Source organism: Janthinobacterium sp. LM6 (assembly GCF_002002885.1).
GTDB lineage: Bacteria > Pseudomonadota > Gammaproteobacteria > Burkholderiales > Burkholderiaceae_D > Janthinobacterium > Janthinobacterium kumbetense.
The window spans coordinates 4324241-4342247 of the sequence record NZ_CP019510.1; the positions used below are offsets into that span (position 1 = coordinate 4324241).

The 18007-nt window shown below is 61.6% G+C and carries 19 protein-coding genes and 1 pseudogene; 13 read left to right on the forward strand and 7 right to left on the reverse strand.

Annotation, left to right across the window (positions count from 1 at the left end):
• The first annotated feature begins 12 nt into the window (after positions 1-12).
• The 5 genes from BZG29_RS18985 to BZG29_RS19005 all read left to right on the forward strand — a co-directional run bounded on the left by BZG29_RS18985 (position 13) and on the right by BZG29_RS19005 (position 6418).
• Complete coding sequence (locus tag BZG29_RS18985; protein WP_070219429.1) at positions 13-267, forward strand: PAAR domain-containing protein; 255 nt, start codon at positions 13-15, stop codon at positions 265-267.
• 12 nt (positions 268-279) lie between these two features.
• On the forward strand, positions 280-2874 hold the full coding sequence (locus BZG29_RS18990) for a type VI secretion system Vgr family protein (RefSeq protein WP_077406282.1): 2595 nt from the start codon (positions 280-282) through the stop codon (positions 2872-2874).
• Positions 2871-4427 (forward strand): hypothetical protein, encoded by a 1557-nt coding sequence (locus tag BZG29_RS18995; protein WP_253192646.1) that lies wholly within the window; start codon positions 2871-2873, stop codon positions 4425-4427. Before BZG29_RS18990 ends, BZG29_RS18995 begins: the two co-directional genes overlap by 4 nt.
• A 300-nt stretch (positions 4428-4727) precedes the next feature.
• Entirely contained in the window at positions 4728-5855 is a 1128-nt protein-coding gene (locus BZG29_RS28200; RefSeq protein ID WP_253192647.1) for a T6SS immunity protein Tli4 family protein, read from the forward strand.
• A gap of 215 nt (positions 5856-6070) precedes the next feature.
• Complete coding sequence (locus tag BZG29_RS19005) at positions 6071-6418, forward strand: GNAT family N-acetyltransferase (RefSeq protein WP_253192648.1); 348 nt, start codon at positions 6071-6073, stop codon at positions 6416-6418.
• Between the two features lie 4 nt (positions 6419-6422).
• On the opposite strand, the gene BZG29_RS27900 is transcribed toward BZG29_RS19005, so the two are convergent.
• The 6 genes from BZG29_RS27900 to BZG29_RS19030 form a co-directional block, all read right to left on the reverse strand.
• Positions 6423-6611, reverse strand: a complete 189-nt coding sequence (locus BZG29_RS27900; RefSeq protein ID WP_150131001.1) for a hypothetical protein — start codon at positions 6609-6611, stop codon at positions 6423-6425.
• Positions 6589-6966 (reverse strand): DUF2750 domain-containing protein, encoded by a 378-nt coding sequence (locus BZG29_RS19010; protein WP_077406288.1) that lies wholly within the window; start codon positions 6964-6966, stop codon positions 6589-6591. Before BZG29_RS19010 ends, BZG29_RS27900 begins: the two co-directional genes overlap by 23 nt.
• Complete coding sequence (locus BZG29_RS19015; protein WP_077406290.1) at positions 6956-7240, reverse strand: hypothetical protein; 285 nt, start codon at positions 7238-7240, stop codon at positions 6956-6958. The genes BZG29_RS19010 and BZG29_RS19015 overlap by 11 nt, the downstream gene beginning before the upstream one ends.
• 1 nt (position 7241) lies before the next feature.
• Positions 7242-7631: an Imm1 family immunity protein gene (locus tag BZG29_RS19020; RefSeq protein WP_077406293.1), complete on the reverse strand. Its 390-nt coding sequence runs from the start codon at positions 7629-7631 to the stop codon at positions 7242-7244.
• Positions 7628-9268, reverse strand: coding sequence for a SulP family inorganic anion transporter (gene sulP / locus BZG29_RS19025; protein ID WP_077406296.1), 1641 nt, complete (start codon positions 9266-9268; stop codon positions 7628-7630). Before sulP ends, BZG29_RS19020 begins: the two co-directional genes overlap by 4 nt.
• Positions 9269-9335: 67 nt before the next feature.
• Entirely contained in the window at positions 9336-9905 is a 570-nt protein-coding gene (locus BZG29_RS19030) for a TetR/AcrR family transcriptional regulator (protein ID WP_077409187.1), read from the reverse strand.
• Between the two features lie 127 nt (positions 9906-10032).
• Between BZG29_RS19030 and BZG29_RS19035 the strand changes: the two genes are divergently transcribed.
• On the forward strand, positions 10033-11010 hold the full coding sequence (locus tag BZG29_RS19035) for an SDR family oxidoreductase (protein ID WP_077406299.1): 978 nt from the start codon (positions 10033-10035) through the stop codon (positions 11008-11010).
• Positions 11011-11186: 176 nt separating this feature from the next.
• Complete coding sequence (locus BZG29_RS19040; RefSeq protein WP_171985058.1) at positions 11187-13520, forward strand: PAS domain S-box protein; 2334 nt, start codon at positions 11187-11189, stop codon at positions 13518-13520.
• Here the strand turns inward: BZG29_RS19040 and ligD are convergent.
• Positions 13504-14394 (reverse strand): annotated as a pseudogene (gene ligD / locus BZG29_RS19045) (non-homologous end-joining DNA ligase); the annotation flags it as partial. The gene BZG29_RS19040 and the pseudogene ligD overlap by 17 nt on opposite strands.
• 320 nt (positions 14395-14714) lie before the next feature.
• Between ligD and BZG29_RS19050 the strand changes: the two are divergent.
• The 6 genes from BZG29_RS19050 to BZG29_RS19075 all read left to right on the forward strand — a co-directional run bounded on the left by BZG29_RS19050 (position 14715) and on the right by BZG29_RS19075 (position 17961).
• Entirely contained in the window at positions 14715-15026 is a 312-nt protein-coding gene (locus BZG29_RS19050) for a hypothetical protein (protein ID WP_077406305.1), read from the forward strand.
• Positions 15027-15247: 221 nt separating this feature from the next.
• The gene (locus BZG29_RS19055; protein WP_077406308.1) at positions 15248-15601 is read left to right on the forward strand and encodes a hypothetical protein; all 354 of its coding nucleotides are present in this window, start codon (positions 15248-15250) and stop codon (positions 15599-15601) included.
• Between the two features lie 41 nt (positions 15602-15642).
• Entirely contained in the window at positions 15643-15975 is a 333-nt protein-coding gene (locus BZG29_RS19060) for a hypothetical protein (RefSeq protein ID WP_077406311.1), read from the forward strand.
• A gap of 206 nt (positions 15976-16181) precedes the next feature.
• Entirely contained in the window at positions 16182-17204 is a 1023-nt protein-coding gene (locus BZG29_RS19065) for a serine hydrolase (RefSeq protein WP_077406315.1), read from the forward strand.
• 115 nt (positions 17205-17319) lie between these two features.
• Positions 17320-17652 (forward strand): hypothetical protein, encoded by a 333-nt coding sequence (locus tag BZG29_RS19070; protein WP_077406318.1) that lies wholly within the window; start codon positions 17320-17322, stop codon positions 17650-17652.
• A gap of 45 nt (positions 17653-17697) precedes the next feature.
• Positions 17698-17961 (forward strand): hypothetical protein, encoded by a 264-nt coding sequence (locus BZG29_RS19075; protein ID WP_077406321.1) that lies wholly within the window; start codon positions 17698-17700, stop codon positions 17959-17961.
• The last annotated feature ends 46 nt before the right edge of the window (positions 17962-18007 follow it).

The following is an 18007-nucleotide window of genomic DNA, read 5'->3' on the forward strand; positions in this document are numbered from 1 at the left end:
AGCGAGGCAAGCATGAAACATGCGGGACGCGGCGTCATCCGGCTCGGAGACGCAACCGATCACGGCGGCAAGGTCACCAGCGCATCGTCGGGCAGCACCGTCATGGGAAAGACGGCGGCGCTGGCCGATGACATGACCTTCTGCCCCAAGTGCAAGGGCAGCTTCCCGATCACGCCCGACGGCGCCGGCGCAAAACACATGGGCAAGCCGTACGCCTATGACGGCGATGCCACCGCCTGCGGCGCCCGCCTGATCACATCGCTATAACGGAGGCAGGGCATGCATGCAAGCATCCAGGCGGCGCTATCGGCCTTCGACCTCGCCGCGCAAGAGCGGCGCCTGCTGAAGATCGATTTCCCCCATGACGATGGACCGGCCGGCGCCATACTGCTGGTCAATTCGCTGACCGCCAGGGAAGACGTATCGCGCGACTTCCGTTTCGAAGCCGAACTGCTGTCGGACGACGCGCATATTGCACTGAAGGCCATGATGGGCCGCATGGTGACCATTTCGATGGTGCGCGACGATGGCACGCTGCGCCACTTTAACGGCTATGTGGGCGAATTTTGCCTGCTGCGCGCCGACGGCGGCTTCGCCTGGTACCGCATGGTGCTGCAACCGTGGCTGGCCTTTGCCCGGCTGCGCCAGGACAACGTCTCCTTTCATGGCCAAAGCGTGATGCAGCTGACCGAAACAACGTTTGCGCACTACGCGCAGCGCGACTGGAAAACCAGCATCCATGGCGACGATCCGCAGATCACCTGCGCCAACCAGCACAATGAAACCGACTACAACCACCTGCACCGGCGCTGGGAAGCCCTCGGCTGGCATTACTGGTACGAGCACCGTGCCGATGGCCATACCTTGTGGCTCGCAGATAACAGCACCCTGGCGGACATGATTGCCACAGCATCCGGCGACGGCGCCATGCGTTTCCACTCAGGGTCGGGCTCCATGGAAGACGATGGCTTGCAACAATGGCAAGCCGTGCGCCGGATCGGCTCCGGGCAGCTGACCTTGGCCAGTTTCGACTATAAGCATCCGCAGCCACGCCTTGCCAGCGGCTACTCGCTGAATCGCCAGGGCGACGTATTTGCCCACGAACTGTATGAAAACACGGGCGCCTATGGCTATAGGAATGTCGATGTTGGGGAATCCCTGGCACAGCGCCGCATGGAAGAAAGCGACCATCTGCGCCAGTATTTCGAGGCGGCAGGCAATCACCGTGGCGCACAGCCCGGCCTTTGTTTCCGCCTCGATGGACATTTCAGCGCCGAGGAAAAACGCTATCAGCCCGGCCAGGAGCGCCCGGACAGCATTGCCGAACGCGAATACCTGATCCTGTCAGCCGAGCATAGCGCCAGCAATAATTATCAGGCAGGCCCCAGCGCGCCATCGGATTATGCGAACACGCTCGTATGCGTGCGGCGGGACATCCGCTGGCGCCCGGGCCGCGGCTACAACAGCACGCCGTGCATCGTTGCCGGCGTGCAGACGGCGCTGGTCGTCGGGCCGGCCGGGGAGGAAGTCCATACCGATGCGCTGGGACGCATCCGCCTGCAATTTCACTGGGACCGCCTGGGTACATTCGATGAGCGCAGCTCGCCATGGATAAGGGTCATGATGCCGATGGCGGGAGCGCAAATGGGACAGATCGCCTTGCCCCGCGTGGGTCAGGAAGTGGTCGTGCAATTTCAGGACGGCAATATCGACCACCCCATCGTCATCGGCGTGGTCTACAACAGCGCCAATCCGCCGCCATGGCAATTGCCCCAGCAACGCGCCCTGTCCGGCGTGCGCAGCCGCGAGCTGGGCGCCCGCAGCGCCAACCATCTCGTGCTCGACGATACCAAGGGCGCCATCCAGGCACAGCTGCGCAGTGAGCACCAGGATAGCCGCCTTTCCTTGGGCAACATCACCCGCATCGACGACAACGCCGGCCGCAAGGAAGCGCGCGGCGCGGGCTTTGAATTGGCCAGCAATGCCTGGGGCGCCCTGCGCGCAGCCAAAGGCATGCTGATCACCACCGAAACATCAACAGGAACGGGATCAGTCAAACAGCTCGACGAAACGCAGGCCCGCCTGGCGCAAGCGCGCCAACTGCACGAGGGACTGGCCGGCATGGCCGTGGACGCAGGCGCGCAGGACAGTACCGCACAGCAAGGCGCCGTGGCCGACGCCATCCAGCGGCAAAACGCCGCCATCAAGGGCAGCGGCGGCGATTTCCCGGAGCTGTCCGAACCGCATCTGCTGCTGGCCAGCCCGGCCGGCATCGAACTGAGCACGGCCCAGTCCATCCACCTGGCCGCCAGCGAGCATGTGGCGCTCAGCAGCAGCAAGCATATTTCACTCGCCAGCGGCGACAGCATGTTTGCCAGCATCGCCAAAACCTTCAGCCTGTTCGTGCACAAGGCCGGCATGAAACTGATCGCCGCCAGCGGCAAGGTAGCCATCCAGGCCCACAGCGACGAGGTGGAAATCCTCGCCCAAAAAGTACTGTCGCTGATCAGCGAAGCGGACTGGGTCGACATCAAGGGCAAGAAAGGCGTGCGCCTGCACGGCGCCAACCACATGCTGGAAATCAGCGACAAGGTGCAGTTCTTCACCTCCTCACCCGTGCTCTTCAACGGCAACCTGGAAACCCTGGCGCCGAAGAGCGTGTCGCAGGAATTCAATGACCGGCCACACAGCAGTTTTGACCAGGAGGTCTTGCTGGTGAATGCCGACGATACGCCGGCCGTTGGCCTTGCTTTTGAAATCCTGCGCGATGACGGCAACGTGGCCGGCAAAAGTGCGGAAGACGGTTCCACGCAACTACAAAAATCCACGGGCATGGACAGCTACATCATTCGCTATAAGGGAGAACTGCCATGAGCAAATGTGATGACTTGAATAAGCGCGGCAATCATCCTGCAAAGTTTAGTCAGGGCGTGGGAGGGTGGGCGGAACTCGCTGTTTCGATGACGGAAACGAAAGATACCGCGCGACACGATGTCACCGTGCCGCCAGGCAAAGTCATTCCTGTCATCTTCCTGCCAGGCGTGATGGGGAGCAATCTGCGGATGAGCAGGGTTCGCCAAGAAGAATTGCGCCGTCCAGACAATCGGGCTTGGCGGCCAGACGATATGATGGGTGCGGGAGGCAAGGCGGCTGTCCTCACAAGCAATGGCCTGGGGGGCTGGTTCAAAGATGCGTCGCCACGGCAGCGTCAATTGGTGTTCGATCCCACAGAAACCGAAGTCGAGTATTACCACTATACCGAGAGCAATAGCCGCTTCGATCCAGATGGTGCGGAAACCAAGGCCGCAGATGCGCGGCATCAAAATGTGCCTGACAGCTTTACCCCCATTCCTCCTCTGATGGGAACGAACAGGATCGCGACAACATCACGCCCGAATCAAGGTAAAGCCTGCTCATATCAAAGCCCAGCACAAATAGCCCGTTGGCGAGGATGGAGTGAAGTGTTATTTGCTGGTGCGTACGGAACAATGTTGCGGGCTGCCGAATTGCATCTCAATAACATGATTTCCGACGGTAAGCCACATCCTGTCTGGCGTCAAACGAGTGGCCTTGGCGCACTGCTTTTGCAAGATCCAAAAAATTTTGGCGCGTCAGCTGGCAACGCCATTACCGTCAGCGATTTAAAGAAAATTTCTCCTTGCTGGTATCCCGTGCACGCGATGGGTTATAACTTTATCAAGAGCAATGGAGTATCCGCCGTCACTATTGCAGAGCGACTACGCGGCCTAGTCAAAGGCTACCAACAACGCGGATTCAAATGTAACGAAGTCATCATCGTCACACATAGCATGGGGGGCTTGCTGGCCCGTGCATTGATACATCCCAGCTATGGAAAGATGCTAGACGATAAAGATGTGAAAATTCTGGGCATTTATCACAACGTGATGCCGACCATTGGCGCCGCAGGAGCGTATAAACGCATGCGTTTTGGCTTTCAGGAAAGGGAAGGTTCCATTGCCGAAATAGAGGCCAGCATTCTAGGCATCGACGGTGTACATGCTACCGCCATTCTGGCAAATGCACCAGCGCCACTGGAAATGTTGCCAGGTGCGGCATATGGCCAGAATTGGCTGAAAATTGTAGATGCACAGGATAAAGTTTTATGGAGCTGGCCACGCGATAAGGCCACTGCACTGGAAAGCATTTACCTTCAACCCGCCAATGCGTGGTGGAGGCTAATCAATCCAAAATGGGTAAACCCCGCAGACCTTCCTTATGAAAAAGGTGGGGGTATAGAAAGAACAATGGAAAGAATAACATCCGCTTCAAAATTTCTATCGTCCATAGAAGAAAAATTCCACCCAAAGACTTATGCAAGCTATTGCGCTTCCCGAAATTTTTTAAGTTACGGCGATGTCGTATTTAAATTAATTGAAGGTCTTCATAGTGGCTCAAATGATCCGTGAAATAAATTCGAGCCGTTACCTGAAAAATGGAAGTTACTTGAAGATGATGCAAAGGGACAACTCCTCGTCCAGGCCGGAGGTAAATTCTTAAAGTTAAGGCTACAAGCAGCTAATGCACGCGGTGATGGAACGGTGCCGTCAGACCGTTCTGCCCAGCATATCACAGGCACACTTTTCATACATGGCACGGCGGAAGCGAACGGTTATGAACACCAGAACAGCTACGCCGATACAAATGTAATGGCATCCATGCTGTATTCCATCGTACAAATTGCCAAGACGGCAAAATGGGAGTAAGCCATGAACAATAAGATAGAGAAAACAATTTTCCTCACGATTACGGTTATTGCGATGGCATTCCTATCCGCCTACGCGAAAAAAAATTCAGCCAAGGAGATCATAATGCCTGAAAATTTCAAAATCAGCAAACGCCTGGAAACACTATTTTTAAAAACAAAAATAGTATGCTTCGGGCGCTATGCCATAGAGGTTCCGCAAGAAGCACAACTTATATCAGGAGGGACAACAATTCTTTCGGAAATCAAGACCATACCAGGCGGAATAACAGAAAAAAACGAACGCATAGCAGAAGAAATTGAAAAAATAAAAAAAAATGACCCAACCTCTGAAATTACATACAATGGAAAAGGTCCAATAGAAAATAGCTGGCAACTTCAATACTATGATGGAGAATTCTCCAAAGAAGGTGGGCGTTTAATCTTCAAGACCTACATCTCAAAAGGAAACCATATATTCATTCTTGACGGATCAACACGAAAAGGTGAAACAATAGCAGATTCCATAGGAAATCAAATGGTTCGCGCTAATAACTTACGTCTACGCGATGAAAATGAAATTCCCAAGGAACCTGGCTATTGCGTCAAAAATGGCTTCATGGCCGACAACAAATATAATAGTCAGGAAATGGCAGATGCAGGCCTGTATTTCCCCAGCTTTCCAGACGTGACTTTTTCCATCACATCAAATAAAAATGCCTACGGCGATTATCCTCCTGCCGAATATGATGCAAAAGTACGTGGGAAATTATCATTACTTGCTCGTATCCAGGAAGCAAAAGACCAGCAAGGCAAGAACTACCCTCCTCGTACTCTGCTACGCGAAGGCAAGCGTGACGTGCAGCATTGGCACGGCGAGGAATCGTTGATACGGCGTACCGACGGCGTGCATGATTTTGAATGGACACTGGTAGGCACGCCGCGCGATATCGCCTATCCAGCGGTATTGGAAGCATCCATGTACACCAAAGTCGCCCACAACATGGTCGGCGCCGCCGAAGCCGCGTCGCTGACCGACGAAGAGGCGATCGCCTTGTGGGACAAGCTGCTGTCCGGCCTGAAGTTCCGGGTGAAGGTGCCGGGTGCGCCGCCGGGTTCGTATTACATCAATCCGGACAAGCCGGCGCAGTGATGGATGCACTACCCTGGCAGTAGGCCATGCTGGCGTCAAGTCATCTATTGCGCTAGCATGATCTTTTTGCCCGGAAAGCCGGCATCACCATCACCCTGCGCCCCGCCCTGCCCGACGATATCGACGCCCTGTGGGCGCTGCGCACGGTGGCCGTGCGCGTCAGTTGCGCCACGCACTATGCGCCGGAGCAAATTACTGCGTGGACGGCTACGCCTGTGCCGCCGGCGTATGCCGCCATGCTGGCCGCGGGTGGCGGCGTCGTGGCGATGCAGGGCGAGGCCATTGCCGGCTACGCCATGCTCGATGCGGACAAGCAGGAAGTGGAAGCCGTGTTCGTCGATCCGGCCCGCGCAGGACTCGGTATCGGCAAGCGGCTGCTGGCGGCGCTGGAGCAGCTGGCGGGCGGGCGCGGCATAGTGCGCCTGCACCTGTCCGCGTCGCTCAATGCGGAGCCGTTTTACCGGGCCGCCGGTTTTGTTGCCTTGCGCGCAGAAGCGTATGCGCACCCCAGCGGCATCAGCCTGGCCAGCGTGGCGATGGAAAAGGCGCTGGCGACTGCCTGAGCCTTCAGTCAGGCACCGCGCCTGCCTCGGACTCGGCCAGGCATTGCTGCAGCTTCGCGATCAGGGCGCGCACTTCGTCGTCGCCCAGGTCCAGCGGGTCGCCCTGCGCACCGACGGCGATCAGGCAGATGGCCGAGCCGTCGTACCACGCGTCCAGACGCTCCTGGCCCTCATTCATATTGATCTGATTCATGCTGCAAATCCCTCAGTAAATCGGCCGGCGCCGCGATGACGCCCGCTCCTTGCGGCACAGGAAAGACGGATGCCAGCTGCAAGTTGCCCGCCATGCCGGGCAGCCATTTGGCCAAGAAATCGCCGAGCGCGATGGCGCGCGGCTGGAAATGTTCCCACTCGCCGCTGGCGCACGCTTGCGCGAATGCCGCTTCCGGCCAGAACGGGATGGCGACCTTGCCGCCGGCTTGCGCCGTGGCCCAGCCGTCATGGTGCAAGCCCCACACTTCTTGCGTATCGGCCACCTTGCGCACAAAATAGCCATGGCGTTCGGCGGACGGCAGCCCCGCCACCTGCTTGAACTTTTCAGGATGCACGGTTTTCCCCTACCTCGTCCCATACCCGCAGCTGCGGCGCGCACCAGCCCGTCACCATGTCGAGGGCATCCAGTATCACGTCTTCCCGCGCCTCATCCTGCACGCCGTCCTGCGCAGACGCGCGCAATTCCTGCAGCAAGCCGGCCACTTGCTGCGCCGTCACGTCGCTGGCCTTGTAGCGCAGCAGGATGGCGCGCAGCGTCAATAAACCTACCCTGGCGTCCAGCGCGGCCAGCAAGTCCCTGTCGATATCGGCGATGATGGTGTGCGGCATGTCAATCCGCCTCCCACGCGATGGCGGCCGGCCGCGTGCCGCCTGTCTTGAAGAACGCGACGAAGGCGCGCTGGCATTGTTCCACATCAATGCACCACGCTTCCGGATACTCATCCACCTGGCCGTTCGCCAGCAGGTAGCTGCAAACGCCCTCGGCCTCCTCGTCGCCCAGCGAGTGAAAACTCAGGTCATCCTGGCCCGACAGATACATCAGCCATGCATTGCCGCCATTGCGCAGCATGCACAGGGCCGGGCCCTGCTCCGCATCGCTCGCCATGGTCAGCCACAGCTCGCACTGGGCCAGCGCGCGTGCTTCCTGCAGCGCCTGTTCCACCGCAGCGATGGTGTCAACGGCGCGCGCCTCGCCATGCAGGTTCAACTCCATCGTCATGCTTTGCTCCCGCTCAAATCGTTCGTCGCCAGCGCCGTGCTCAGATACAGCTTGCCGCTCAGGTCTTGTAATAAACTGCTCTGGCGCAAGCGGTCCATCACGGGACCCTTCACTTCGGCCAGGTTCAGGCTGATGCCGCGCTTGGCCAACGTGCTGTTGAGTTCGATCAAGCCCAGCAAGGCCGTGCTGTCGATCTGGTTGACGGCCGACAACACCAGCACCAGGTGGCGCGCCGTCGGGTGGCCGCGCAGCTCGTCCTCCACGCGCTCCGTGACGGCTTCGACGTTGCCGAAGAACAGGCCCGCATCTATGCGCAGCAGCAAGACGTCGGGCAGGGTTTGCGCCTCGTAGCGCTCCACGTTGCGGAAGTGCTCACTGTTCGGAATGCGGCCCAGCACGGCGATATGCGGGCGGCTGGCGCGCCAGATCAGGGTACCCATCGACAACAGCACGCCGATCACCACGCCTGCTTCCACGCCCAGCACCAGCACGCCGGCCGTGGTCGCCAGCAGGGCCAGCGCATCGCTGCGGTCGTAGCGCCACGACAATTTCAAGGTATCCCAGTCCAGCAGGCTGGACACGGCAAAGATGATGGTGGCGGCCAGCACGGGCAGCGGCAGCAGGGCCAGCCAGCCCGTGGGCGCCACCAGCGCCAGCGCCAGCAAGCCCGCCGTGATGATGCTGGCCAGCGGCGTGTTGGCGCCCGCCTGGAAATTGACGGCCGAGCGCGAAATGGAGCCCGTGACGGGAAAGCCGCCCGACAGCGCGCTGGCCACGTTGGCCGCGCCCAGCCCCAGCAGTTCTCGGTTCGTGTGCAGTTTTTCGCCCCGTTTTTGCGCCAGTGTCTGGGCGGCGGACATGCTCATCAAAAAGACGATGAAGGCGATCAGCAGCGCGGGCGACAGCAAAGTGCGCCAATGGGCGCCGGAGGTGGCCAGGTTCAGGCCCGGCAAGCCGCTGGGCACGTGGCCCGTCGTCTGCACGCCCATCGCTTCCAGGCCGCCATAGGCGACGAGCGCGATGCCGGCCAGCACCAGCGCCATCGGCGCCAGGCGCGCGCCCACGTCGGCCGCCACCTTGTTCAAGCCGCAGCGCTGCAGCAGGCGCGACGCATAGCGCTTGGCCAGCCACAGGAACAGCAGGCCGGACAGCCCCAGCACGAGGCTGGGCGTATGCCAGTGGGGAAGCGTTGCGCCCAGCAGGGGCGTGATCTGGCCCCAGATGATCAGGATCGCGGCGCCATTGCTGAAACCGCTGATCACGGGGCGCGACAGGAAACTGGCCATGAAGCCCAGGCGCAGCACGCCGCACAGCAGCAGGACGACGCCGCTGATGAAGGCCAGCTGGGCGGCCAGCACGATATATAAAGAGGAACCGGGATCGGCCAGCGGCGCCAGAGCGGCGGCCGTCATCAGGGAAACGATGGCCATCGGTCCCACGGATTGCGTCATGCTGCTGCCGAACAGGGCGTACAGCACGGGCGGCAGGATGCTGGCGTAGATGCCCACCACGGGCGGCAAGCCCGCCACCAGGGCGTAAGCCATGCCTTGCGGCACCATCATCATGGCGACCACGATACCGGCGGTGATGTCTCCGGCCAACAGAGGACGCCGGTATTGCCTGAGCCAGAGCAGCATGAATGATCCCGAAATCTGAAAACCGAAGCCTATCATGCGACGAGGCCGGCTGACAGGGGGCACGGGATCAGTCTTGCAGCAATTGCGCCTTCACGGCGTCGAGGATTTCCGTCGACAGGGACTCGTCATCGACGGAACGGGCCAGCACCATGGCGCCCACCATGGCGGCAAACGTGGTGATGGCCTGCTGGCGTTGCTCATCCGGCGCGCCGTCGGGCAGCAAGCCCTGCAGCAAGGCGAACTGCTGCCGCGTGGCCTGGGTAAACGCGGGACGCGCGCCGGGCGACATGCGCGCCACGTCGACGCCCATGGCCGCCGCCGGGCAGCCGCCGCCAGGCTGGTCGCGGTGTTTCGGGGTGAGGTAGTTGTCGATAATCGCCGGCAGCGCCCGCTGCGGGTCGCTGGCGACCTTCGCCCGCCAGCCTTCCAGCGATTTATTCAAGGCATGCTGGCACGCCTCGATCATCAAGTCTTCCTTGGACGCGAAATGGCCATAGAAGCCGCCATGCGTGAGGCCCGCGTTCTTCATCAGGTCGGCCACGCCGATGCCGTCGTAGCCCTTTTCGCGGAACAACCTTGCCGCCACCTCCACGATGCGCTCGCGGTTCAGCGCCGCCTGCTCCCTGCTCACTTTCATGCTGCCCTCCCACATTTATGTCAACCATCATATAACTTTGCGCCCGTTTGCGCCACTCTGTTAGCAAGCGCACCGTTCGATGCGGGTGCCGCGCCGATACTGGATAGTCGTTTCCAGGGAGGCCAGCATGAACGAGAACAAGGATCAGTCCGCCGGCAATTTGCAGCGCGCCATCCAGCAGGAGCAAGACGGCCGCGATGCCGCCAAGCCAGACAAACGGGACAGCCAGCCGCCCGTGCAGACGGGGAGCCGCAGCCAGCCGGCGCCTCCCCTGCCCGCCCAGCACCTGGACAAGCCCGCCAGCGAGGCGCAGATGCAGCTGAAACCGCGTTTCCTGGCGCCCGACTACTGCGGCAGCGGCAAGCTGGCCGGCATGGTGGCCATCGTCACGGGCGGCGATTCGGGCATCGGCCGCGCCGTGGCCGTGCTGTACGCGCGCGAAGGGGCCGATGTCGCCATCATTTACCTGAACGAACACGCGGACGCCCACGAAACGAAGCGCTACGTGGAAGCGGAAGGCCAGAGTTGCCTGTTGATTGCCGGCGATGTGCGCGACCAGGGCTTTTGCCAGCAAGCCGTCAGCCAGGTACTGGACAAGTTCAGCCATATCGACGTGCTGGTCAACAACGCCGCCTTCCAGGAACACGCCGAATCGCTGCTGGACCTCAGCGAGGAACGCTTCGACCTCACCATGAAAACCAATGTCTACGGCTACTTTCACATGGCCAAGGCCGTGCTGCCCCACTTGCAGCGCGGCGCGTCCATCATCAACACGGGCTCCGTGACGGGCTTGCACGGCTCGAAGCACTTGCTCGATTATTCCACCACCAAGGGCGCCATCCATGCGTTTACCATGGCGCTGGCCGGCAACTTGCTGGACAAGGGCATCCGCGTCAACGCCATCGCCCCCGGCCCCGTGTGGACGCCGCTCAACCCGGCCGACAAGTCGCCCGAGGACATCCGGCAATTCGGCGCGGACACGGACATGCGCCGCCCGGCCCAGCCAGAGGAACTGTCGCCCGCCTACGTCTTCCTGGCCTCGCCCGCCTGTTCCAGCTATATCAGCGGCATCGTCCTGCCCGTCACCGGCAGCGCAGGGGATTGAGCGATGGCGCGCGCACGGTGGAATGGCGCCGTCAGCTACGGCCTCGTGCACATCCCCGTCAGACGGCCTGAACCACCCACCGGCTCCGGCAGCATCGCCAGGAAGATAAATGCATTGACTTTGGTCAAGCTTCTCGCTACGTTATGCACACAGCCTGCCACCCGGCAAGCCCTGTCATGCGTGCGGAAAAAATGGATGCCGAGTTAGATCAGCTTATCCTCAGCGGCGCCCCTGGCGGCGTTGTCATCACGAGCGAAGACCATGTCGTCGTGCGCTGGACTGTCGGGGCGCAGCGCATTTTCGGCTATGCCAGCGACGAAGCGCTGGGCCGCACGCTGTGGGAACTGATCTCGCTGCCGGGACAGGCCGAGGCTGGCCCGCTGATCGCCGAGCAGCTGACCCTGCACGGCAGCTACGACCGCGAATCGCTGCGGCGGCGCAAGGATGGTGAACTCATCTACGTCGACGTGGCATGCCAGGCCGCACAGGCCGGGACGGAGGCCCCCCGCTACCTGATTTCCACCATGAAGGACACGACCTTGCTGAAGGCGGCGCGCGACGCCCAGTTCGTCGACGTGCGCTACCGCGTGCTGTTCGAATCGACGCCGGACAGCGTCATCATGGTCAATGCGACGGGCGCCATCGTGCTGGCCAACCAGCAGGCGCAGCGCCTGTTCGGCTATGCGGAAGGCGAATTGAGCGGCAGGCAAATCGATAGCCTGCTGCCGCAACGCCTGCGCCATACGCACGTGGCGCACCGCGCGCGCTATTTCGACCAGCCGCGCACGCGCACCATGGGCGCCGACCTGGAATTGTTGGGCTTGCGCAAGGACAACGTCGAATTCCCTGTGGAAATCAGCCTGTCACCGATCCAGACGGAAATCGGCACCTTCGTCATCAGCGCCATCCGCGACGTCAGCGATCGCCGCCGGGCCGAGCAAAAGTTCCGCGGCTTGCTCGAATCGGCGCCGGACGCCATCGTCATCGTCAACGGCGATGGCGAGATCGTGCTCGTTAACTCGCAAACGGAACGCCTGTTCGGTTACTCGCGCGCGGAGTTGCTCGGGCGCAATGTGGAAGTGCTGATCCCAGCCCGCTATGCACACGATCATCCGCATCACCGCCAGTCCTTTTCCGCGGCGCCGCGCGCCCGCTCCATGGGCGCGGGCCTGGAACTGTATGGCTTGCGCCGCGACGGCACCGAGTTTCCCGTCGAAATCAGCCTGTCGCCGCTGGAAACGGAGGAAGGCGTGCTGGTCTCGTCGGCCATCCGCGACATCACGGAGCGCAAGCGCATCGAGCGCACGCTGAACGAACAGAAAATCGAACTCGAACGGGCCAGCCAGGCAAAGGACCGCTTTCTCACCAGCATGTCGCATGAATTGCGCACGCCGCTGAACGCCATCCTCGGCTTCGCCCAGCTGCTGGCCAATGAAGCCCTGCCCGCGACCGTGCTGCAAAAACGCGCTTTCGTGCAAAACATCGTCACCTCGGGCCGCCACCTGCTCACCCTGATCAATGAAATCCTCGACCTGGCGAAGATCGAATCAGGCAGTCTGAGCCTGTCGATCGAGCCGGTGGCGCTGCCCGTGCTGCTCGATGAAGTACGCGTGATGGTGGAAGAACAGGCGCAGCAGCGCCAGATTCACCTGGTGTTTCCAGCCTGCGAGGCGCTGACGCTCAGGGCCGACCATACGCGCCTCAAGCAAGTGCTGCTGAACCTGCTGTCAAACGCCATCAAGTACAACCGTCCGGCCGGCAAGGTGGAGCTGGAAGTCTCGCAGCCCGAGGCGCAGCGCGTGCGCATCGCCATCCGCGACACGGGCAAGGGACTGGACGATGCGCAGATGGCCGAGCTGTTCCAGCCGTTTAACCGCCTGGGACAGGAGGCGGGCAGCGAGGAAGGCACGGGCATCGGCCTGGTCGTCACCAAGCGCCTGGTCGAGCTGATGGGCGGCAGCATGGGCGTGCACAGCTGCCTCGGCGTGGGCAGCGTATTCTGGATCGAACTCGATACGATGGCTGCGCCGCCCGCCGGGCAGACGGAAACGGACTACCTGCCCGAAGCCGCCGGCGATGCCAGCGACGCCGGGGACGATGCCGGCGGCCAGGCGCTGCTGCTGTACGTGGAAGACAATCCGGCCAGCCTGCGCCTGGTCGAAGACATCGTCAGCTTCCTGCCCCATCTGCGCATGATCTCGGCCACCGACGCGCGCCAGGGCATCGCGCTGGCGCTGGAACGCCGCCCGGACGTGATCTTGATGGATATCAACCTGCCTGGCATGAATGGCAACCAGGCGCAACGCATCCTGCGCAACGATACGCGTACGGCGCACATCCCCGTCATCGCCCTGACGGCCAATGCCATGAAGGGCGATATCCGGCATGGCCTGGCCGCGGGCTTTTTCCGCTACCTGACCAAGCCCGTCGAGATTCCCCAGCTCAACGCGGCCATCGACGAAGCGCTGCAGCTGGCGCGCGCCGTCGTGCCGTTCAGGCAGGAGGACTAAAGGCCAGCTTTTTCATCGCCGCATCGAGGCCCTTCGCGCTGCGCGCATAGCCATTCCACGGCGCGTTGCCCACGTCGAGGCGGCTGTGGACATTGCCCACGTTCCATTGATCGCCCGCCTTCAGCTGGTCGAGCTCCTCCCAGGCCAGCGGCACGGAAATGCCCAGCCCGGAACGCGTGCGGGCCGACCATGCGCACACGGTGGTGGCACCCCGGCCATTGCGCAAATAATCGATGAAAATCCTGCCGACCCGGTTGGCGGCACCGCTCTTGACGACAAAACGCGCCGGGATGTGCTGCGCCATGTGGGCCACGACGGCTTGCGAAAACGCCTTCACCGTCTCCCAGTCGTGTTGCGGGCGGATCGGCACGACCACGTGCAGCCCCTTGCCGCCGCTGGTTTTCAGCCAGGCTGGCAAGCCCAGCTGCGTCAAAAAGGCCCGCAGCAGCACGGCCGCTTCGCGGATGGCGGGCCACGCCACGCCCTTGCCCGGATCCAGGTCGAACACCAGGCGGTTCGGCGTGTCGTAGGCGCTGGCCAGCGCATTTTGCGTGTGAAACTCCACCACATTCCACTGCGCCGCCGCCAGCAAGCCTTGCAGGCCGATCACGGCCAGCATGGGCGGGTGTCCGGGGGCCAGTCGTGCATCAAGCTGCTTGACGCCGGGCATGGCCGACGACTCCGCATGTTTCTGGAAGAACAACTCGCCGCCCACGCCGGACGGCGCGCGCACGAGCGACACGGGCCGGCCGCGCAGATGCACGAGCATCAGCTTGCCCACCAGCGCGTAGTAGCGCACCAGGTCGATCTTCCTGGCGCCGCTGTCCCTGTCGATCACCCGGTTCGCATGGCTGACCCTGAAACTGGCCGGCAAGACGCCGTCCCGCGTGGATGTGTTCTGCATCGTCGTCTCCCTGTCGATCGGGCCGCCGCCGGTGACGAATTCCTGGCATTCCTGGCGCAGCCCGCATTTGAGCTTGACACCGTCCCCGGAACGGCATGTGGCCTTGAGTCTAGGCCGCCGCGGCACCTGGCGCGGTACGCCAGCTAACAGAGCGCCCGCCCCGGCAAATGTAAGTGTTTGTAATTAGATCGAATCGTTGTCAACGCTATTGCCGTGCGGCGCGTTTTTGGCTCAGTGACAGGGGAAATGCATCTCCTGAACTACAACCCCACTTCTCGAGGAACTGCACCATGAAAAAAGTAATCGCTACTCTGATCGCCGGCTTGTTCGCTACCGCAGCCTTTGCTCAAACGCCAGCCGTGCCTGCCAAGGCCGAAGCCAAGCACACCAAGGAAGTGGCAAAAGCAGAAGCCAAGGAAACCAAGGCCGTAGTCAAAGCCGATGCGAAAGAAGCAGCCGTCGCCGCCGATGCCAAGGCCGATGTCGCCAGCGCCAAGGCCGACGCAGCCGCCACCAAGGCAAAAGCCCATCACAAAGCGAAAAAAGCCAAAGCCAAGGCTGACGAAGCCAAAACTGAAGCGACCGCAGCAGCAGCCAAGTAAGTCCCTCCGCGCTTTTCCGCGCCACACAAAAAGACAGCCTCGGCTGTCTTTTTGCATTTTCATGCAGCCTTCTTCAATGAACGTCGCTTAAATCACCTGATTGTAAGCAAGTGTAAACAAGGTCAACCATAACCTTCCGGGGCGCGTTTTCTGCTCAGTGACACGGGAATCATCCCGGCACCAACCGACATACCAGACAAACCACCACAGAGGACTGCACCATGAAAAAAGCAATTGTTACCCTGATCGCCGGCCTGTTCGCTACCGCAGCCTTTGCCCAAACCCCTGCCGCCCCGGCAGCGTCGGTCCCCGCCAAAGTGGAAGCGGCGCACACCAAGGCTGTCGTCAAAGCCGACGCCAAGGAAGCGCAAGCCGTCGTGAAAGCGGATGCAAAAGAAGCGAAAGCCGTCGTCGCCGCGAAAACGGAAGTGGCCAGCGCAAAAACGGAAGCAACTGCCACCAAGGCCAAGGCGCACCACAAAGCCAAGAAAACCAAGGCCAAGGCCGACGCAAAACTGGCTTCGGCCACCGCTGCAGCGCCAGCATCTGCACCAGCGCCAGCAGCCGCCAAGTAATCATCGACACACCATCACTTACCACTCGCCAGGAAAATAAAATGAAAAAAGTTATCGCTACCCTCATCGCCGGCCTGTTCGCTACCGCAGCCTTCGCCCAAACCCCTGCCGCCCCGGCAGCGTCGGTTCCCGCCAAGGCGGAAGCGGCCCACACGAAAGCCGTCGCCAAGGCAGAAGCCAAGGAAACCAAGGCTGTCGTGAAAGCCGACGCCAAGGAAGCGGTCGTCGTCGCCGATGCGAAAGCCGATGTCGCCAGCGCCAAGGCCGACGCCAAAGCCACCAAGGCCAAGGCCCATCACAAGGCCGGCAAAGCCAAGGTAAAAGCGGATGCGGCAAAAGCGGACGCCGCAGTTGCTGCCACACCGGCAAAGTAAGCACAAAGGTAGCCACGGGAGCGCATCCGCCGGGTCTGCGCTTGCGTGGCCACTTGCAGTACCAGGGACAGCTTCGGCTGTCCCTTTTGCATGGCGCTCGTCCGGCGCGCCTTCACGCGAACTTCATCGAACAGGCCAGCTTGCGCGCGACAAAACGGCGCACATGGGCGACACTGGCAATCCGACCATCGCCACGAAAGCTGTCCATGCGCCGCCTGCCCTTGTCACTATTGAGTGCCCTCTTCCTGTCATGCCCTGTCCTGGCGCAGGACAGCGCCCCCGCCACCCTCGATCAAGTCCTGCAAGCCCGGGAGCGCGACAGCCATGGCGACTTGCGCGCCGTCGTCGTGCTGCGCGACGGGGCCATCGTCGCCGAGCGCTATTACAACGGCGAGACGGCCGACACCCTGCACGACATCCGCTCGGCCGGCAAGAGCATCACCGCGCTGCTGGTGGGGGCAGCCGTGGCGCGCGGCCAGCTGGCGACAACAGGAACGGTGGGCGGCTACTGGCCCGAAGTCGCTGCCAGCCCGGCGGGCAAGGTCGTCCTCGACGACTTGCTGACCATGCGTTCGGGCCTGGCCGCCTTCGATGAAGACGAACAGTCGCCCGGCAATGAAGACAAGCTCGATGAAGCGCCCGACCCCGCCGCCTTCGTGCGCGGCGTGCCGGCCGCAACAAAGCCGGGCAGCATCTACCGCTACAACTCCCTGGGTTCGTACATTGCCGGGCGCGTGGTGGAAAACGCCAGCGGCGCCGACCTGGAAGACTACGCCGCCAAGGCGCTGTTCGCACCGCTGGGCATCACGCGCTGGAGCTGGGGCCGCGACGTGGCACGCCACCCGAAAGGCCAGGGCAACCTGTCGCTGCGCGCACGCGACACGGCCAAAATCGGCCAGATGGTGCTGGACGACGGCATATTTGACGGCAAGAGGGTGATCGATGCCGCCTGGCTCAAGGCAGCGCTGGCGCCGCGCGTGGCCATCGGCGCCGTCGACCGTTACGCGGACAGCTACGGTTATTTCTGGTACGCGAAGTCGCAGGACGTGGCCGGGAAAAAGATCGCCGTGCATTTCGCCTCGGGCAACGGCGGCAACAAGATCTACGTGATACCGGCGCGCCGCATGGTGGTGAGCATCGCATCGAGCGCGTACGGCAAGGGCTACGGGCAGCGCCGTTCGGAAGACATCCTGAAAGCCATTTTGGCCGTGGATGCCACGCAGATGTAAGCGTTTGTAATGAGCGTCAACGCAAGCGTCCGGGGGCGCGTTTTATGCTCAGTGACACGGGAATCATCCCGGCACCAACAGACATACCAGACAAACCACCACTGAGGACTGCACCATGAAAAAAGTAATCGCTACCCTGATCGCCGGCCTGTTCGCAACCGCTGCCTTTGCTCAAACGCCCGCAGCTCCCGCAGCCTCGGTTCCCGCCAAAGTGGAGGCAGCCCACACCAAGGCCGTCGTCAAGGCTGACGCCAAGGAAGCGCAAGCCGTCGTGAAGGCGGACGCCAAAGAAGCGAAAGCTGTCGTCGCCGCGAAAACGGAAGTGGCCAGCGCCAAGGCGGAAGCGGCCACCACGAAAGCCAAGGCACACCACAAGGCCAAGAAAACCAAGGCCAAGGCTGACGCAAAAATGGCATCGGCCACCGCAGAAGCGGCTCCAGCCAAGTAATTCCTTCTCACTGCATCGCCCCGAAAATACACCAAGGATCTCATCATGAAAAAAGTTATCGCCACCCTGATCGCCAGCCTGTTCGCCACCGCCGCTTTCGCCCAGACCCCAGCCGTCGCGCCAGTCGCACCGGTGGCACCGGTTCCTGTCGTCGCCCCTGTCGCCAAGGCCGAAGCGCCAGCGGCAGCCGTCAAGCCAGCGACGCACAAAAAAGCCAAGCATCACAAGGCGAAGAAAGCCGCACCGGCAACGCCAGCAGCTCCGGCCGCAGCAGCAGCTTCCGCACCGGCAGCAGCGCCAGCCAAGTAATCAGGGCTGCAGCGTCCAAAAAGACAGGGTTTTCCCTGTCTTTTTT

Bases quoted from the DNA above. Each gene is read 5' to 3' on its own strand.
- BZG29_RS18985 (WP_070219429.1), top strand. From the start codon at position 13: ATGAAACATGCGGGACGCGGCGTCATCCGGCTCGGAGACGCAACCGAT.
- BZG29_RS18990 (WP_077406282.1), top strand. From the start codon at position 280: ATGCATGCAAGCATCCAGGCGGCGCTATCGGCCTTCGACCTCGCCGCG.
- BZG29_RS18995 (WP_253192646.1), top strand. From the start codon at position 2,871: ATGAGCAAATGTGATGACTTGAATAAGCGCGGCAATCATCCTGCAAAG.
- BZG29_RS28200 (WP_253192647.1), top strand. From the start codon at position 4,728: ATGAACAATAAGATAGAGAAAACAATTTTCCTCACGATTACGGTTATT.
- BZG29_RS27900 (WP_150131001.1), bottom strand. From the start codon at position 6,611: ATGAATCAGATCAATATGAATGAGGGCCAGGAGCGTCTGGACGCGTGG.
- BZG29_RS19015 (WP_077406290.1), bottom strand. From the start codon at position 7,240: ATGCCGCACACCATCATCGCCGATATCGACAGGGACTTGCTGGCCGCG.
- BZG29_RS19020 (WP_077406293.1), bottom strand. From the start codon at position 7,631: ATGACGATGGAGTTGAACCTGCATGGCGAGGCGCGCGCCGTTGACACC.
- sulP (WP_077406296.1), bottom strand. From the start codon at position 9,268: ATGCTGCTCTGGCTCAGGCAATACCGGCGTCCTCTGTTGGCCGGAGAC.
- BZG29_RS19030 (WP_077409187.1), bottom strand. From the start codon at position 9,905: ATGAAAGTGAGCAGGGAGCAGGCGGCGCTGAACCGCGAGCGCATCGTG.
- BZG29_RS19035 (WP_077406299.1), top strand. From the start codon at position 10,033: ATGAACGAGAACAAGGATCAGTCCGCCGGCAATTTGCAGCGCGCCATC.
- BZG29_RS19040 (WP_171985058.1), top strand. From the start codon at position 11,187: ATGCGTGCGGAAAAAATGGATGCCGAGTTAGATCAGCTTATCCTCAGC.
- BZG29_RS19050 (WP_077406305.1), top strand. From the start codon at position 14,715: ATGAAAAAAGTAATCGCTACTCTGATCGCCGGCTTGTTCGCTACCGCA.
- BZG29_RS19055 (WP_077406308.1), top strand. From the start codon at position 15,248: ATGAAAAAAGCAATTGTTACCCTGATCGCCGGCCTGTTCGCTACCGCA.
- BZG29_RS19060 (WP_077406311.1), top strand. From the start codon at position 15,643: ATGAAAAAAGTTATCGCTACCCTCATCGCCGGCCTGTTCGCTACCGCA.
- BZG29_RS19065 (WP_077406315.1), top strand. From the start codon at position 16,182: ATGCGCCGCCTGCCCTTGTCACTATTGAGTGCCCTCTTCCTGTCATGC.
- BZG29_RS19070 (WP_077406318.1), top strand. From the start codon at position 17,320: ATGAAAAAAGTAATCGCTACCCTGATCGCCGGCCTGTTCGCAACCGCT.
- BZG29_RS19075 (WP_077406321.1), top strand. From the start codon at position 17,698: ATGAAAAAAGTTATCGCCACCCTGATCGCCAGCCTGTTCGCCACCGCC.